The organism is Limnospira platensis NIES-39 (assembly GCF_026000695.1).
GTDB lineage: Bacteria > Cyanobacteriota > Cyanobacteriia > Cyanobacteriales > Microcoleaceae > Limnospira > Limnospira platensis.
Genome location: NZ_AP026945.1, coordinates 4437414 through 4455951, shown reverse-complemented (window position 1 = coordinate 4455951; position 18538 = coordinate 4437414). Strand labels below are relative to the sequence as shown.

General features: G+C 44.2%; 12 protein-coding genes. 5 read left to right on the top strand and 7 right to left on the bottom strand.

From position 1 onward, the window contains the following. Window positions 1-86 precede the first annotated feature (86 nt). The 5 genes from N39L_RS21860 to N39L_RS21840 form a co-directional block, all read right to left on the bottom strand. Window positions 87-1160: a DUF262 domain-containing protein gene (locus tag N39L_RS21860; protein WP_006619400.1), complete on the bottom strand. Its 1074-nt coding sequence runs from the start codon at window positions 1158-1160 to the stop codon at window positions 87-89. A 44-nt stretch (window positions 1161-1204) separates the two neighbouring features. After that, entirely contained in the window at window positions 1205-3715 is a 2511-nt protein-coding gene (locus N39L_RS21855) for a sigma 54-interacting transcriptional regulator (RefSeq protein ID WP_006619399.1), read from the bottom strand. Window positions 3716-4005: 290 nt separating this feature from the next. After that, window positions 4006-5904: a ribonuclease J gene (locus tag N39L_RS21850; protein WP_006619398.1), complete on the bottom strand. Its 1899-nt coding sequence runs from the start codon at window positions 5902-5904 to the stop codon at window positions 4006-4008. A gap of 141 nt (window positions 5905-6045) precedes the next feature. After that, window positions 6046-6939, bottom strand: coding sequence for a 4-hydroxy-tetrahydrodipicolinate synthase (gene dapA, locus N39L_RS21845; RefSeq protein ID WP_014276358.1), 894 nt, complete (start codon window positions 6937-6939; stop codon window positions 6046-6048). Between the two features lie 69 nt (window positions 6940-7008). Beyond that, window positions 7009-8025: an aspartate-semialdehyde dehydrogenase gene (locus N39L_RS21840; protein WP_035736971.1), complete on the bottom strand. Its 1017-nt coding sequence runs from the start codon at window positions 8023-8025 to the stop codon at window positions 7009-7011. Window positions 8026-8381: 356 nt separating this feature from the next. On the opposite strand from N39L_RS21840, the gene tig reads away from it, so the two are divergent. The 4 genes from tig (at window position 8382) to N39L_RS21820 (ending at window position 13229) form a co-directional block, all read left to right on the top strand. Beyond that, complete coding sequence (gene tig, locus N39L_RS21835; protein WP_006619395.1) at window positions 8382-9782, top strand: trigger factor; 1401 nt, start codon at window positions 8382-8384, stop codon at window positions 9780-9782. A gap of 192 nt (window positions 9783-9974) precedes the next feature. Then, complete coding sequence (clpP, locus tag N39L_RS21830) at window positions 9975-10688, top strand: ATP-dependent Clp endopeptidase proteolytic subunit ClpP (protein WP_006619394.1); 714 nt, start codon at window positions 9975-9977, stop codon at window positions 10686-10688. A 12-nt stretch (window positions 10689-10700) separates the two neighbouring features. Further along, window positions 10701-12038, top strand: a complete 1338-nt coding sequence (gene clpX, locus N39L_RS21825; RefSeq protein ID WP_006619393.1) for an ATP-dependent protease ATP-binding subunit ClpX — start codon at window positions 10701-10703, stop codon at window positions 12036-12038. A 468-nt stretch (window positions 12039-12506) separates the two neighbouring features. After that, a complete protein-coding gene (locus N39L_RS21820; protein ID WP_014276356.1) occupies window positions 12507-13229 on the top strand; it encodes a hypothetical protein in 723 nt (240 codons plus the stop codon). 108 nt (window positions 13230-13337) lie between these two features. Here the strand turns inward: N39L_RS21820 and gyrB are convergent, their stop codons facing one another. Beyond that, window positions 13338-15275, bottom strand: coding sequence for a DNA topoisomerase (ATP-hydrolyzing) subunit B (gyrB, locus tag N39L_RS21815; RefSeq protein WP_006619391.1), 1938 nt, complete (start codon window positions 15273-15275; stop codon window positions 13338-13340). Window positions 15276-15396: 121 nt separating this feature from the next. Here gyrB and miaA point away from each other — a divergent pair, with 121 nt between their 5' ends. Continuing rightward, window positions 15397-16362, top strand: coding sequence for a tRNA (adenosine(37)-N6)-dimethylallyltransferase MiaA (gene miaA, locus N39L_RS21810; RefSeq protein ID WP_014276355.1), 966 nt, complete (start codon window positions 15397-15399; stop codon window positions 16360-16362). Window positions 16363-16519: 157 nt separating this feature from the next. Here miaA and N39L_RS21805 read toward each other — a convergent pair whose 3' ends face one another. Further along, window positions 16520-16969, bottom strand: a complete 450-nt coding sequence (locus N39L_RS21805; protein WP_043468498.1) for a hypothetical protein — start codon at window positions 16967-16969, stop codon at window positions 16520-16522. Window positions 16970-18538: the final 1569 nt, after the last annotated feature.

The following is an 18538-nucleotide window of genomic DNA, read 5'->3' as shown; positions in this document are numbered from 1 at the left end:
CCTCAAGCATATCAACAAGTTTAACTGCATTTTGATAGTATACTCTAATTATTACTGCTGTTTGTAACGCACAACTGTTACATTTTTTATTGTACATTTTTAAAAGCATTGATAGCTTGTTCGAGACGCTTTTCTACAGTTGATTTCTCGGTAGTACGGGAACTGTTGACAGTTACATCCAAGAAATTTTGACTTTTAAAAAGATTTTGATAATTAGTATCGAGTGATTCTTTATCCTTAATAGAACCCTTTTCTAATCGGCGAGCCAAACCCACCATAATACAGTCAAAAACTGCTGCATTAATCTGATTTTTAGGTTTAAAAGCTCGAACCCCCCAAATGTCATAAGCAGTTTCAATAGTGCGAATAAAAGCTAGTTGAATTTCTGATTTATCATACCTATGAAGATGGCGATTTTTACCAATAAAATCATTTAAGAAACCTTTCATCGGTTTTTGATAGTTATCACCCTCAAAATATAGAGCCAGAAAACGCAAAATCATTTCCTGATCTCGCATACGTTTATCAGGTTTTGGGGAACCATATATATCTCGCCAATACTGATGATAATTAAGTTCTGCTAATAAATTATTAAACTCTCCGTGATAGATACAGGCGCGAATTTCTTGAGGTTTTAATTGTTGACCACCAGTATTAAGTCGCTCAAAAATATAGTAAATACTGCTATTATCATCTGAGGGTTCATCCTGTTTAACAATGGTAGCAGGTATAATGGAATCATCGAGTCTACGTCTATCCTCTTCCGAGAGAGTTTGATAAGTTAATCCGTCAAACTTATGAGCTACTTTGGTTAAGGAAAATTCCTTTTGATTAGGTTCAAAAACACCATCATAAAAGTATTGAATAGTCTTTAACCTTTGTTGACCATCAATAACTAGAAGTTTTTGAGTATCTTGTTCTTTAGCGAGAAAAATTCCCGGTACTGGTAGACCCAATAACAGGGACTCAATAAAACGAGATGCTTCTCTATGGTCCCAGACATATCCTCGTTGAAATGTGGGTACATATATGCTGCCATTTTTCATCCGTTTAACTAAACTATCAACGGGATAATCAGCACCATAACTGGTTATTGAATACTTAAAGGTAAGTAGTTCTTCGTCACTATCTTCTAAATTGTGGCTGGGATTTTTTGGCATATCTAATTAGCGATATATTGGGTATAGTAGCAGTTCTTACTATCCTAAAATCCCACAACAATTTGCCATGATATGAAGCCTAAAATAAGGGTGGCTAAATGTTGAGGTAATAGGGTTTTGATGGGTTGGCGGGCAATTTTTTGAGTTAGTAAAATGGCGATTAATATCCCGGATAATAAGGTGGTTCCCTGCAAAAATTCAATGACTGCTGGGTGAGCAACCCAAACGGGGAGACTGGAACCATCTAAGCCAAAAGTAGCAAGGGTAACTGGTAAAATTCTGCCACCTTCTGCTAACCCTAACCGTAGATAATGAGCTAAATTAATGGCTAACGCAAAGGGAAGTAAACCATAAGCTAACTCGATAAATTTCCGAGGCTTTCTTGGGGAAATTAACCGATAAATAAGATGAGCAAAACCGGGAATTATAGCAGGTAAAGCTAAGACTACGGTTGCAACTCCTAAATGTATCCAGAAATTATCTAAATTTAGGGTAAAATTAAAATACTGTTGTAATTGGGGTAAATGATGTAAAAAGACGGCATCTAATAATAAAAACAGTAAGGCTACTTCATAGGTGCGAGGTATATGAGTAGTCCATAATTCAATTCCTGGGGGTCGCAAATTGACCTCAACTGAACGATGGGGACAGGCTTTTAAACAGGTCATACACAATACACAATCTCGATTATCTTCTAATTGTGCAGGGTGAGAATATAAAGGACATCCGGCTGTTTCCATTCCTTCGCCTTTTTGGGGTCCTCCTTTATAGCATTGGTAGGTGTTGCATTCGGCGGAACAGGTTCCCTGCTGTGCGCGTAATTCGGTGATGGCTAATTTGGCAAACATCCCATTCATACCGCCAATGGGACACAGATAACGACACCAAAAACGCCGTTCAAAAATAGCTGAAAAAATCATGGCTCCGGCGGTAATGAGTAGCAATAAACAAGCTGATAAATAGGCGGTATTTGGTAAATCCCACAATTCTTCCCAGAGTAAAATTAGGGCGAATAAACCGAATAAAAACCACCCTCCCCACTTTTCGGCTGACTGTCTCGGCCATTTTTTTAATTGACGCGGAAACAGCCAGAGAGATAGTTTTTGGGTGATTTCTCCGTAAATCATAAAGGGACAAACTGCACACCATACGCGACCTAAAAATGGGAAGATTAACAAAACCAATGGCCACCACCAGGCCCAAAATAGGTTGAGAGCGAAATTTTGCGATCGCGTTTGAGGACCGAGGAATAAAATCGCCACCACGGCGGCAAAAACAGCTACAGTAAAGCCATAATTAATCCGATCCGGCCACCAGGGACTTCTGAGAAATTTGCGGAATTTCGGATAGGTATTTAATAAATTAACTCGGAATTGCTGCTTTTTAGTTTGAGACGGCCAAATAATTTCTTCGGTGATTTCTGCACAGCCTTGGAGTTGAACGATCGCCCTTTCGACCAGGTTTCGTAATTCCCGCAAATTATTGGGAAAATCATAGGCTTGTAGTCGTCGCAAGGCTTCCGGGGTCATCTGGACTCGGTTAATACCTTTATTCCGACAAATTAGGCTAATATTATAATTAACCCAATCGCCAATATCAGATTTTCTTACCCTCAAAGGTGGCACTTTAATCACGGTTTCGACTAAGGTTTCAATCTTAGCCACCATCTTTTCTGATATAATGATAATCCGAGCTTGAGAAACTTTAGCATTGACGGTTTCCGCGCCACCTTTACTGACCGGAATATAAGTTCCTAGTTCTAATAAATTTGAGATGGCGGGGATTAATTCTGGGGGTAATTCTTGGATATTATTAAATATTAAAGTTCCCTTTCCCAAGGCTTCAATTAACCCAGATTTTCCCCCTGTCCGTCCAAATAAATCTGCGCCACTGGTTTGGAGTTTAGAACAATTTACTTGAATGACTGGTTCTCGGCGGTCATCAGACCCAAAATGAATCAAAGCCGCTAAGTTGTCTTTTTCGATTCCTGGTTCCCCAAAAATTAGGACGGATTTACGATTTTTAGAAGCCTCTTTAATTTGCGATCGCAACCTCACCGCATAACGACTTTTTCCGACAATTCCTCGCCGCGCTCTCGGAATTAAATAGGGTTGTAAAATGGCTAACCTTTCCTGCTCATAAACCAATTGAGCGGAAAGTTCCTCGACTTCTTCGGCTAGTTGCTGAGAAAAGGCTTGATTAATTTCGGGATGGGCTTCTACAAACTTGTGAAATTCTCCCGCCTTCATCACCCAAAATTGACAATCTGTTCGGGTAATTAATGTTTGTTGAACTGGATTATTTAACAGTAATGATTGCAGATTAATGGCGATTCCAGGTAAATACTTATCCGCCTTGGGTGCGTCTGGGTTTTCCCAATCACCCGATCGCAAAATATAAAGCCGATCTGGGGAAGTTCCTTTAGTCACCACGACGGTATTTATAGGAATGGTGCGTTCTTCCAGTTGAGGTGCGATCGCCTGCAATATTTCATCATCAAGGAGGCTCAGTGCAGTTCTTTCCTGCAACCATTTCACCAGATCAGTTTGATTCATGGTTTCCCCCTAGATAACTTTCACCGAAAAAGTTACCCTATATTATAACACACATTAAGACAGGAATCACAATTCCGATAAAATCATGTCAACTAATACGCCTATTTTATCTCTGTTAGTTCCCCTCGCATTACTAGGGTTAATTATTCTGGCTGCCGTATTTTTCAGCCAGCAAAAAAACTAACACACTTGAGAGTCTGACGGTTAAGCAAAGCCGGAGCGGGATAGCAGCGACCAGTGTTAAACTGAAGCTGCTAAACCCGCTCACTCATGGCGACCTTTACAGTCAATTAGGAAGCGACACGAGCTGCTGTGCGAGGTCTTCTCCGTCCGGTAGTTGGCTGGGGAGTTTCCGAAGAAGAAGAAGCACTAGAATCAGGACTTTCTTCGGGAGTTTGCATCAACACCACTAACAGAGGATTGCTTTGTAATTCACGCCGCAACAAACGAGCGATCGCTCTTTCAATCTCGGTGCGTACCCCCACCCAATCAATTTGATTACCTTCGCCATTACCAAAGGACCGACTCAACTCTGACCAGCGATCGCTTAAAGTAGCCTCAATCACCTTAACAATATGTTGTTTAAACGCAGCCTGATCAGCAGTCATCACCACCCCTTTCAGGTGAGTTTCAGGAGTCGCCAAAAGTTTACCCTCATCACTAACAGCCACCGCTACAGTAATTAAACCATCCTCAGCCAACTGCTGGCGTTCTTTCAGGACATCATCACGCACAAACCCAGTGCGAGAGGAATCGACCGGCTCAATACCAGAAGGAACTTTACCACCAACGCGAATGGAATTTTCGGTCAACTCCACCACATCACCGTTATTGATAATCACCATATTTTCTGGTGGAATACCCATACTTTTAGCAGTTTTGCTGTGTTGTACTAACATCCGATGTTCACCATGTACAGGAACAAAAAACTTAGGACGAGTCAACGCCAACATCAATTTATGGTCTTCCTGACAACCATGACCGGAAACATGAATACCATGATGGCGGCCATAAATCACATTAGCACCCTGCATCATCAGTTTATCAATAGTATTGACAACCGCAATGGTATTTCCGGGAATCGGGTTAGCAGAAAAGACAATTGTATCCCCTTGTTTAATGCTAATTTGTCGGTGAGCGCCATTAGCAATTCGGGTCATCGCCGCCAAGGGTTCACCCTGGGAACCTGTAGTTAAAATCAACACCTTTTCATCAGGTAAACTGCGAATCGCATTGAGGGGAATAAACAGATTATCAGGACATTTTATATAACCCAAATTCCGAGAATGAGCAATCACATTTAACATCGATCGCCCTACCACAGCCACAGAACGCCCCAATTTTTGAGCAATACTCAGAATAATATTGACCCGGTGAACCGATGAAGCGAAAGTAGTGACCAACACCCGTCCCGAAGCAGTCGCAATAATTCTTTCCAGATTCGGATAAACGGAAGCCTCCGAGGGAGTAAAGCCAGGAACTTCAGCGTTAGTCGAATCACTCAGCAGACAGTGAACCCCTTTTTCCCCATACTCAGCCAACCGCTGAAAATCGAAAAATTCGCCATCCACCGGGGTATGATCCACCTTAAAGTCACCACTATGGATAACTACTCCCACGGGGGTATTAATTGCTACGGTAAAACTATCAGCGATTGAGTGAGTATTGCGGATATATTCCACCAGGAAGTTTTTGCCAATCCGCACTATATCGCGAGGTCTGACCGTTCTTAATTCGGTGCGATCGCTCACCCCCGCCTCTTCTAATTTACCATGAAGCAGAGCCATGGCTAATCTCGGACCATAAATCACCGGAATATCAAACTGTTTCAGGTGAAAAGCAATGCCACCAATATGGTCTTCGTGACCGTGGGTGACAATCATACCCTTAATTTTATCCCGATTTTCCCGCAGGTAGGTAACATCTGGTAAAACTATATTTACGCCGTGCATTCCATCGGTGGGGAAGGCTAAACCAGCATCTAGGATGATGATTTCATCTTCATATTCAAATACACAGGTATTTTTGCCAATTTCGTGGAGTCCACCCAGGGGAATTATTTTCAATTTCGGAGAGTTATCTTCCGGGGTTTGTTCCCTGTTTTTGGGTACATTATCCAACTTTTTGGTGATTTTCACTGACCTAGCAGAAGGTCTAGTTCTGGTGTAAGATTTGCCGTTACTTGACATAATAAAACCTCATTAACTTAGTTTGCCATGGTTGATTTTTCCCGGTTTAAACAGCTATCTATAAGTTTGAATTAAGCAGTCATCAAAACCTAGGAATAATCACAACTATTCAATTGTCTGAAACCCGGATTTTTATTGAATTTACCGAGTTTCAATCAAACCCAATTCGCCCAAAACTCCCTTGACCTTTTCAATCACTTCTGGGGAAGGTTCACACATGGGAGACCGACTCAGACCCACATTCCAGCCCAACAATTTCAGAGCCGCTTTAATCGGAATAGGATTAGTAGTGATAAACAACGTTTTAAACAAACTGAAGAGTTTGATATGAATTTCCGTTGCTTCCTGCACCCGACCCGCTTCAAACATCTGGATCATATCTTGAATTTGCTTCCCTACCAGGTGACTCGCTACACTCACCACCCCAGTTCCACCCACTGCTAACAGTGGTAAAGTCAGGGAATCATCCCCAGAATATATCTGAAACTCTTTAGGTGTCAACTGCCTGATTTGACTAGCTTGGTCTAGGCTGCCACTAGCTTCTTTGATGGCGACAATATTAGGAACCGATGCCAAACGTGCAACGGTTTCGGGTTGGAGATTTTGTCCTGTACGCCCAGGAATATTATATAACACAATCGGCAAATCTGCACAAGCTGAGGCGATCGCCAAAAAGTGTTGATACAATCCCTCTTGGGGAGGCTTGTTGTAATAGGGAACCACCTGCAAAGAACCATCCACCCCCAGTTTAGCGGCTTTCTGAGTGGCGGCGATCGCCTCTTGGGTAGAATTTGACCCCGTACCAGCAATCACCTTAGCCTTACCCGCCACAGCCTGCTGAACCACCTTAAACAACTCATGCTCCTCATCCCAAGTCAGAGTCGGAGACTCTCCAGTAGTGCCACACACCACCAGAGTATCACTGCCATTATCCGCCAAGTGAGCCGCCAGTCGCTCTGCTTCTGGATAGTTAATGCTACCATCTTCCCAAAACGGCGTTACCATTGCCGTCATTACTCTGCCAAAACTTACCATTTCTTTTGTGTCAATTGTGCCGTATAGTTAGCCGTCTTGTTATCATTCATTCCCCCCAACACGGGGGACTTACAGAAGGTCTTTACTTACCAATAATTCAGCAATTTGGACAGCATTTAAAGCCGCTCCCTTGCGAACTTGATCGCCGCATAGCCATAATTCCAACCCACAGGGATGAGAAAGATCCTGGCGGATACGACCCACCAAAACCGGATCGCAGCCCGTTGCATCAATAGGCATGGGGAAATAATTAGCCTGCCAGTCTTCCACCAACTTGACCCCTGGGGCTTGACTCAGGACATCCCGCGCCTTAGCCACATCAAAAGGCTGCTCAAACTCTAAGTTAATCGCCTCCGAGTGGGCACGCAGTACCGGAACCCGTACACAAGTCGCGGAAACTCTCAACTTTTCATCACCAAAAATTTTCCGCGTCTCATTAATCATTTTCATCTCTTCCTCACAATAGCCTAAATCATTGATAGGCGAGTTGTGGGGAAACAGATTAAAAGCCAAGGGGTAGGGGAATATTTCTGCCTGGGGAGTTTTTCCCTGCAAAATCGCCCTGGCTTGGGTTTTCACCTCCTCCATAGCCCTGGCTCCCGCACCACTAGCGGATTGATAAGTAGATACTACTATACGCCGCAGGGGTTGTACCTGATACAGTGGCCAAACCGCCACATTCATCAAAATAGTGGTGCAGTTAGGATTAGCAATAATCCCCTGATGATTAACTACTGCTTCTGGGTTCACTTCTGGCACCACCAGGGGAACTTGGGGGTCCATGCGGAAGGCACTGGAGTTGTCCACTACCACCGCCCCTGCTGCTACGGCTTGGTGAGCCCATTGCTTAGAAGTAGAGCCTCCGGCGGAAGCTAATACCAAATCTACCCCATCAAAACTGCGATCGCCAACGGCTTCTACTGTGAGTTGCTCTCCTCGAAAACGGAGACTATTTCCGGCCGAACGGGGAGAAGCCAATAGCTTCAACTCCGACAGAGGAAAATCGCGACTTTCCAGCAATTCCAGCAACTCGGTTCCCACGGCCCCGGTCGCACCCAAAATAGCAACTCTATAGGATTTTGACAAATTCACTTCCTCCCGGAACTTTAGACAATCGATAATCTGAGAATCAATCAGAAATTTTAATAATATATAAGGCTAATCAGTCTTGTATCTATACTAAAGGCTATTATATCGGTAACTGTGACAGTTGATGTGACAGTCAATGGCGATCGCTACCCATTTCGAGCCATCTACTGATAGCATCAAATATTGGCTAGTCTATCAATTATAGTTCTCCAGAGTTAAAATTGTGGTACAGAAACAATGACACTACCATACCACGAACTGTCAGCATCTGGAACCAAATAGTCTGGGCCTACAACCCAGACAGCAGTTTAGATAGCTCCCTTTCCTTAGTCCGCGCTTAAACAAGGTACATCATGAAAGTCACCCAGGAAAAACTTCCCGCCAGCCAGATTGGACTGGATATCGAAATTTCTCCAGAAATCTCCAAAAATGCCTATGAGAAGGTAATTAACCAATATGCTCGTTCTGCCAATATTCCTGGGTTCCGAAAAGGCAAAGTCCCCCGCCATATCCTAGTCCAGCGACTAGGAGCCTCTAGGATTAAAGCAGCGGCTCTCGATGATTTGATGCAGGAATATTTCCCCAAAATCGTTGAAGAAGAAAAAATCCCGGCCATTGGCAGTTTTGAAGTAGTTGGCAATATTGAAGAACTCATCGAACAGTACGAACCTGGCCAACCCATCACCATCAAAGCGGCTGTAGATGTGGAACCAGAAGTTAAACTCAACAAGTACCAGGATTTTCAGGTCCAAGCTGAAGAGGTCAAATTTGATCCGCAGCAAGTTGATGAGATCCTCGAACGTGAACGGGTGAAAATGGCAACCCTAGTCCCCGTAGAAAAACGACCCGCTCAAAAAGGTGATACCGCCTATGTGGACTTTAAGGGATACTTTACCCCCAAAGGAGCAACGGAACCCGAAGAAATTGAAGGGGGACAAGGTGATAACTACCAAGTGGAACTCACCGAAGGTCAGTTTATCCCCGGTTTTACCGAAGGCATTGAAGGCATGAGTCCTGGGGAAACTAAAGAGCTAAACATTGAGTTTCCGGCTGACTATGGTAAACCGGAATTAGCTGGCTGTCCGGCAACCTTTACGATTACTCTACTCGAACTCAAAGAAAAAGAGTTGCCAGAGTTGGATGATGATTTTGCGGCTGAAGTGAGCGAGTTTGAGACTTTGGCGGAACTACGCGAGTCCCTAGAAAAGCGTTTTCAGGAAGAAAAGGCCGAACAAACTACCTCTAATAAACACAAGGCTTTGGCTGAGGCTTTAGTGGCAGAAATGGAAGTGGAATTGCCGGAAACCCTGGTTAAGGAAGAAGTAGACCGCCTCTTGACTCAGCAGGCTATGCAGTTGAGTAATATGGGCATTGACCTTAAACAACTGTTTAACAGTGAAACTGTACCACGGATGCGAGAACATCTCCGCCCTGATGCGATCGCTCAACTCAAGGAAACTTTGGCTATCAAAGAAGTTGCTAAACAACAATCGATCACTGTCACCGAAGAGGAAATTCAGGCTAAGTGTGAAGAAATGATGGAGCAACTTCAAGGCCAAGAGGTGAACCCAGAGCGCCTACGCATGGTGGTTACTGATGACCTGATTAGCAAAAAGACTTATCAGTGGATTGAAGAACATTCCACCATTGAATTAGTCCCTGAAGGTACTTTAACCCCAGAGGAAGAAGAACCAGAAGATTCAGAAGATTCAGAAGAAGTGGTCGTCGCTGAAGCTGAAGTCGTTACCGACTAGCTATTTGACCACCAGTGGGATCGGGTGTCAAAATTTCCAAAAAGCGCTAACATGGAGTGGGGGAAAGAAAGGCGATCGCACTAATTTTAAGTCGGTTGATCTGTTCTTCTCCCCCAACAATTGCCCTGGCGTTTCCCTAAAATTTCCAATTAACTGTAGAAACAACCATAAGATTAAACTACCATCCGCTTTATGATGATCTCTGAGTATTCCCGCGATTCCATTGGCAGCACCCGTAACAGCCATATAATTAGTGGTTCACAACCAGTTACTATTAACTCATCCGCTGCGGGTGTCATTCCCATGGTAGTTGAACAGTCGGGAATGGGAGAAAGGGCTTTTGACCTCTATTCCCGTCTCCTACGCGATCGCATTATTTTTCTGGGAACACCCATTGACGATGAAGTAGCCAATGCCGTAAGCGCCCAAATGTTGTTTTTGGAATCAGAAGATCCCGAAAAAGATATCCAACTTTACATCAACTCCCCTGGCGGTTCAGTCACCGCAGGTATGGGAATTTACGACACCATGCAACAAATTCGCCCCGATGTGGTGACTATATGTTATGGATTGGCGGCAAGTATGGGTGCATTTCTCCTCGCTTCCGGTACCGCTGGCAAGCGAATGTCCTTACCTAGTTCTCGAATTATGATTCACCAACCCCTAGGCGGCGCTCAAGGACAGGCAATAGACATAGAAATTCAAGCCAAAGAAATTCTCTATCACAAGCACACCCTTAATACACTCTTAGCCCAACATACAGGGCAACCCATAGAGCGCATTAATGCTGATACCGAAAGAGACTTTTTTATGTCCGCCGCCGAAGCTCAAGAATATGGTCTAATAGATCAAGTGATCCTAAAACAGAATCTTCCGGTTCCCGGAGAATCTGTTAGCGCAACATAAAACGAGGCAATTATGTCCAAGTACGACTCCCATTTGAAGTGTTCCTTCTGTGGCAAGTCCCAGGAGCAGGTTCGCAAGTTAATTGCCGGGCCAGGAGTCTACATCTGCGATGAATGCGTGGAACTGTGTAACGAAATTTTGGACGAGGAGCTATTTGATACCAATTCAGCTCCTCCTACACCCCAGGCCAAGCGCCCCCAAGCAGCCCCCACCTCTAAACGTCGCAACACTCCCAGCCGAGTCGCCTTAAATCAAATTCCTAAACCTAGGGAAATTAAGGCCTACCTAGATCATCATGTCATTGGTCAGGATGATGCCAAAAAAGTGCTATCAGTGGCTGTTTACAACCACTACAAGCGTCTAGGCTTTATCCCAGGTCATAGACAGGGTGATGATCAGATCGAACTGCAAAAATCCAATATTTTGCTAATTGGTCCCACTGGGTGCGGTAAAACTCTATTGGCGGAAACTCTGGCTAAAATGCTTGATGTTCCCTTTGCGGTCGCTGACGCTACCACCCTCACTGAGGCGGGCTATGTTGGGGAAGATGTAGAAAATATCCTCCTGCGACTCCTACAAGTGGCTGATTTTGATGTGGAAGAAGCACAGCGCGGCATTGTCTACATCGATGAGATTGATAAAATTGCCCGTAAGAGCGAAAATCCCTCCATTACTAGAGATGTCTCCGGTGAAGGTGTCCAGCAAGCCTTATTGAAAATGCTGGAGGGAACTACTGCTAATGTTCCTCCCCAAGGCGGTCGTAAGCATCCTTATCAAGATTGCATTCAGATTGATACTAGCAACATCCTATTTGTTTGTGGCGGCGCTTTTGTGGGCCTGGAAAAAATTATTGAGCAAAGAAGCGGTAAAAAGTCCATGGGCTTTGTCCGCTCCGGCGAAGAAGTGACCCCAGAACAAAAAGACACAGAAGCTCTCAAGGGTATCGAACCTAATGATTTGGTCAAGTTTGGCTTAATTCCAGAGTTGATCGGTCGTATTCCTATGGTGGCGGTTCTCGATCCTCTCGATGAGAAAACTTTGATGTCAATTCTCACCGAACCTCGCAGCGCTTTGGTCAAACAATACCAAAAATTGCTGCGTATGGATAATGTGCATCTGGAGTTTGAACCTGACGCTATTCAGGCGATCGCCAGAGAAGCCTTCCGCCGTAAAACTGGCGCTCGTGCTTTGCGCGGTATCGTGGAAGAGTTGATGCTAGATGTTATGTATGAACTGCCTTCGCGTAAAGATGTCAAACGATGTCTGGTTACTCAGGCAATGGTTGAGAAGCGATCGACTGCTGAGTTGCTCGTTCATCCTTCCTCATTACCTAAGCCCGAATCGGCTTAATCTCCCTCTCTGGTTTAAGGAAGATCAAAAAATGAGTTGTTTAACCTAACTCTAATTGGCTTCCTTACAGGGTGTTCCTACCCTAATTTCCGGCTTGGGATAAGTTTTGCTAATCTTTACCCCCGCAACAGTTTTCAAATTCCAAAGATTGTTAAGAATTATTACAATTTTATTGCTAATTACTTGCAAAAGGTTGACGAAATCATAGGGGTTGTAGTACCATCAGAGAAATAGCACCCAAGGCGTTGTTGTGTCTACTGCCAAAAATAGAGGCTAAAACCCTCATTGCGTGGCAGATTCGATTATTTTCTGAGGAGATTTTAAAACTGGCGATGCACGAGTTTTCAGTGATTTAGGGTCCGTCCCAGTTTACCCTCTTGACAAAAAACCCAGTTTGTGCATAGACTCAGACAGCCATAATCCCAAAAATTTAGTTAGCACTCCCCAAACCTATAATTTTTAGCACTGATGAATATTAACTACCTTGATAGTTTACGCGACGAAATATTACAGGCAGTTGATGGGTATGACTCAAATACAAATCCGGTGTTTCATGAAACCATGAGGAAGCATTTTCCGGGCAGTTTACCGATGAAAGATTATATAAAAAAGACCTATATTGAACTTAAAAATTATGGCTTTGAAACCGGAAAAACCATTGGTATGGTCGCGATTTGTCGGGATGAAATCACCGATATTTTAATGGATGAAGTCATCAAATATTGGGGTAAAACCTTTTTTGATAATATTCGGCGATTTACATTTTATGCAATGCCACATATTGCTATTTCCAAAAATGGAGAAATCGGCAAAGTTTATCGGTCGGGAATAGATAAGGCTTCCCATGCTTGTGGTGCTTTAGAAGCAATTGTTAAGGAGTTAGAATCTGGTTGTCTGCAATTAATGACTGATATGCAGGATATTGAGCAATCTATCATCCGTCAAAAAAACATTTCGGCGCTGAAATATGGCGACAAACCGAATCTAGTAGAAATGACGCAGTTAGCCAGTAAAATCATTTCAGAAGATGTAGAGAAGTTGTTATCTTCGGTGGATAATTCCCTGTTTAACTATGCGGTGATGACTGGGATTCAGATTCATGGTCCCATGGATACTCATTGGATTTACCCCCAAGATTTTTATGTGGTGAGTTCCCAGTTACCAGGAGGCAAGAAAAACCTATCTTTATAGGATTATAGCAGAACGGTTAACGCACCGATTAACTGGAAAGAACTGATGCGATCGCCTTTAAAAACCCATTTAAAAACTCAGCACATCAGTTCTCAGGTAGCGCCAAAATTAGATATCCAAATCAGTGATATCCAAACGAGGAGCATGATCCTCAATAAACTGGCGACGAGGCGCAACCCGATCGCCCATTAACACAGTAAAGATGTGATCAGCCTCCGCCGCATCCTCAATTTCCACCCGTTTAATGCTGCGAGTTTCCGGGTTCATAGTTGTATCCCAGAGTTGATTGGGCATCATTTCCCCCAACCCCTTAAACCGTTGGATGGTGTAATTAGCATTATCGGGGAACTCAGCCAATTGTTGCTGCAATTGTTGCTCATTATAGCAATAGTAGTGATTGCGTCCCCGTTCCACCTTATAAAGAGGCGGACAGGCGATATAAATAAAACCCTGAGCAACCAACTCTCGCTGATAGCGATAGAAAAAGGTTAACAGCAAAGTCCGAATATGAGCCCCATCAACATCAGCATCAGTCATAATGATGACCTTGTGATAGCGCAACTGAGACGAGTCAAACTCTTCGCCCTTAATACCCAATCCCAAAGCCGTAATTAGTGATTGAATCTCATTATTTTTATAGATTTTCGCATCATCAGTTTTCTCAATGTTCAGAATCTTACCACGCAGGGGTAAAATCGCTTGAGTACGGCGATCGCGTCCTTGTTTAGCGCTACCACCCGCACTATCTCCCTCAACCAAAAAGATTTCCGACTCTTCCGGGTCACGGCTGCTACAGTCTGCCAACTTTCCTGGTAACGGAGAAGATTCTAACACCGATTTGCGGCGTACCAAATCCCGCGCGCGCCGTGCTGCTTCCGCCGCCTTAAAAGCCTGAATAGCTTTTTCTAAAATGGCATCAGCCACATTAGGGTTAAAATCGAGAAACTCAGTCAGAACCTCTCCCACCAGGGAATCGACAATTCCGCGAACTTCGGTATTTCCCAGCTTGGTTTTAGTTTGTCCCTCAAATTCCGGGTCAGGAACCTTAACAGAAATCACCCCAGTCAAACCTTCCCGGACATTTTCCCCTCCCAGGTTAGGCTCATTATCCTTTATTTTATTGCGCTTACGAGCGATCGCATTCATGGTGCGAGTCAGCACAGTTTTCAGCCCTTCCAAATGGGTACCACCATCAACGGTGCGGATATTGTTAGCAAAACCCAAAATCGTATCGCTGTAGGCATCAACACACCACTGTAGAGCCACTTCCACCTGAACATTATTGCGTTCACCAGACACATAAATAGTATCCTCGTGGAGAGCCTGCTTTTCCCGGTTCATGTAGGTAACATATTCCTTAATCCCCCCCTCGTAACAGTAACTCTCAACCTTAGCCTCTTCCCGTTTGAGTAACTCCAGCCTGTTATCCGTGAGAGTAATGCGTACCCCCGCATTCAGATAAGCCAGTTCCCTTAAACGGCTGGCAATGGTATCATATTCAAACTCTATCCCCGTGGTGAAAATCTTGGTATCGGGTTTAAAACAGACAGAAGTTCCCGTTTGGCTTTCTTTGCTAGAGTGTTCCTCTAGTTCTGTCACCGGAACCCCTCGCTCATAACGTTGAACGTATCGTTTGTGGTCTCGTAATACTGTTACTTCCACCCATTCCGATAAAGCGTTCACAACGGAGATACCCACCCCGTGTAAGCCGCCTGATACCTTATAGCCACCACCGCCGAACTTTCCTCCGGCATGGAGAACAGTCATTACGGTTTCTAGGGCTGATCTGCCAGTTTTAGAGTGGGTGTCAATGGGGATACCTCGGCCATCGTCAGTTACTCTGACGGAGTTATCTGGGTTGATATCAACTTCGATGTGGGTGCAATAGCCAGCTAACGCCTCATCAACGGAGTTATCAACAACCTCATAAACTAAGTGGTGAAGGCCGCGCGGTCCGGTAGAACCAATATACATCCCCGGACGTTTGCGGACTGCTTCAAGACCTTCAAGAACTTGGATCTGGTCTGCTGAGTACGTGCTGGTCATCTAAAAACTGCTCCAATAATGGCGCTGAAGCCCTGGGGCCTCAAAAATGATAAATATAGCCAAAATTGTAACACAAAAGGGTTATAGACGAGATTAGGGTAGGCTAAATTGAAGTTTTGATATGGGATGGACAAATACTAGAATCGATGATGATCAACTTTTCACTCCTCCAACTGGGGTGATTGTGGTTTGTGGTGCGACAGCCACCGGAAAATCCGGGTTAGCCCTAACCTTGGCTAAACGCCTGGAAACAGTGATTATCAGCGCCGACTCACGCCAAGTATACCGGGAGTTTGACATCGGAACTGCTAAACCTACTTTAGCAGAAAGGGAACAAGTCCCCCATTATCTGATTGATATCTGCGATCCGACCGAAACCCTAACTTTAGCAGATTATCAGGATCGGGCTAATCAGTTAATCAGCCAATCCGATATATTAGCGGGACCGGGTAAGCCTTTACTTCTGGTGGGAGGAACAGGGTTATATATTAAGGCGATCGCCGCTGGTTTGAAAATTCCCAGAGTTCCACCACACCCCCAATTGCGATCGCAACTCACAGCTTTGGGTCAACCTTTCGCATACAGTATGTTACAGCAGGTTGATCCTATCGCCGCCCAAAAAATTCACCCCAATGATGCTGTACGCACCCTCAGAGGTTTAGAAGTTTATTATGTCACCGGACAAACCATCTCAGCCCAACAAGGGGAAAACCCGCCTAATTACCCGATTTTGCAGTTAGGTCTAACCTGTCAAGACCCACTCACCCTCACCCGGCGGATCTGCGATCGCACTGAGGCTATGATAGAATCAGGCTTGGTGGCGGAAGTGCAAAGTTTAGGCGATCGCTACGGTCAAGATTTACCCCTATTGAAAACTTTAGGCTATCAGGAGATTAGTCAATACCTAGCTGGCGATATTACCCTCGCCGCCGCCAAGGACTTGACAGTTTTGCATACTCGCCAATTTGCTAAACGACAAAATACCTGGTTTAAGGCTATTCCTCAAATTCACTGGTTTGATGCTGATAGTACCAACTTAGTAGACCAAGTTTGGGAAACCATTAACCGTTTTTTAATCGTTTTTTAACTCATCATTAACCTACACAGATTAAATCTCCCCACTGACCCTAACTGGAGGATAAATGAGGAGTAACTTGGAAAACAAGGAGAGAATCATGTCCCGCCCTTATTTTATCACAAGTTAGTTAGTTTAGTGTCGGGCAGACAGATTACCCACTCACCAATTAGCTATCCGCTGCATCAGAAACATCCTCAATAGTCCGTTGTGCAGACTTCTTAGCCTCTCCTACTTTTTCCTTAACTACATCAGCAGTATCTTCTAACTGTCGTTTAGCTTCCTTAGCCATATCTCCACCTTCCTGCTTAACTACATCAGCAGTATCTTCTAACTGTCGTTTAGCTTTCTTAGTCATATTTCCACCTTCTTCCTTAACTATACCCGTAGCCTCTTCCACCTTAGTCTGTACTTCCGCACCCAGGTCTTCAAGTTCCTGACGAAAATCACTCAAATTTTCAGCTACATTTTCCTGAGACTTACCCGCCTCTGAATTATCGTAACTAGCAGTTTCCGTGGTGCCGCAAGCTGCTGTCACCAATAGTAAAGTCACCGCCATTAACACCGTCACCAAATGACCCAATCTCAGAGACTTCATAAAATCAGACAATCGTTTCATCAAAAAACTCCTTAAATTAACTGCAATTGTAGACAAAAAATAAATTTATCTATCATTTATCATCACAAATTATGGGCTATTTGGTATCTATCATAAGGTAGAAATCTGGTGATTTTCCCGGTATTTATACCGGCGATTTTTCTGATACCTGGCTGGACAATATAACTATGTCAACCCCTCCCATGGCTACGCGCGATCGCCATTAAAGTTGAGCAACTGCTTGATATATACCCTGTAGATAATCTGCAATATCCTCTATTTCTAAACCCAAAATACTATAGTCTAGTAAAACTTGACGGGTGGGGGTTTCATCTTCCTGGTTAGCAAATTCAACTAAGCGTTTTTGTGGTAGACCCTGGAGGTCAACCTGAAACTATTACGATGGCGTAACTGTATCGGGAATAGGGAGGAAGGGTTTTTGTGGTAGACCCTTGAGGTCAACCTAAAACTATTGCGATGGTGTAACTGTATCGGGAATAGGGGGGAGGGTTTTTGTGGTAGACCCTTGAGGTCAACCTGAAACTATTACGATCGCCTAACTGTATCGGGAATAGGGAGGAAGGGTTTTTGTGGTAGACCCTTGAGGTCAACCTAAAACTATTGCGATGGTGTAACTGTATCGGGAATAGGGAGGAAGGGTTTTTGTGGTAGACCCTTGAGGTCAACCTGAAACTATTACGATGGCGTAACTGTATCGGGAATAGGGGGGAGGGTTTTTGTGGTAGACCCTTGAGGTCAACCTGAAACTATTACGATCGCCTAACTGTATCGGGAATAGGGAGGAAGGGTTTTTGTGGTAGACCCTTGAGGTCAACCTGAAACTATTACGATCGCCTAACTGTATCGGGAATAGGGAGGAAGGGTTTTTGTGGTAGACCCTTGAGGTCAACCTGAAACTATTGCGATGGCGTAACTGTATCGGGAATAGGGGGAAGGGTTTTTGTGGTAGACCCTTGAGGTCAACCTGAAACTATTGCGATGGTGTAAGTGTATCGGGAATAGGGGGAAGGGTTTTTGTGGTAGACCCTTGAGGTCAACCTGAAACTATTACGATGGTGTAAGTGTATCGGGAATAGGGGGAAGGGTTTTTGTGGTAGACCCTTGAGGTCAACCTGAAACTATTACGATGGTGTAAGTGTATCGGGAATAGGGGGAAGGGTTTTTGTGGTAGACCCTTGAGGTCAACCTGAAACTATTACGATGGTGTAAGTGTATCGGGAATAGGGAGGAAGGGTTTTTGTGGTAGACCCTTGAGGTCAACCTGAAACTATTGCGATCGCCTAACTGTATCGGGAATAGGGGGAAGGGTTTTTGTGGTAGACCCTTGAGGTCAACCTGAAACTATTACGATCGCCTAACTGTATCGGGAATAGGGGGAAGGGTTTTTGTGGTAGACCCTTGAGGTCAACCTGAAACTATTACGATGGTGTAACTGTATCGGGAATAGGGAGGGAGGGTTTTTGTGGTAGACCCTTGAGGTCAACCTGAAACTATTACGATCGCCTAACTGTATCGGGAATAGGGAGGAAGGGTTTTTGTGGTAGACCCTTGAGGTCAACCTGAAACTAT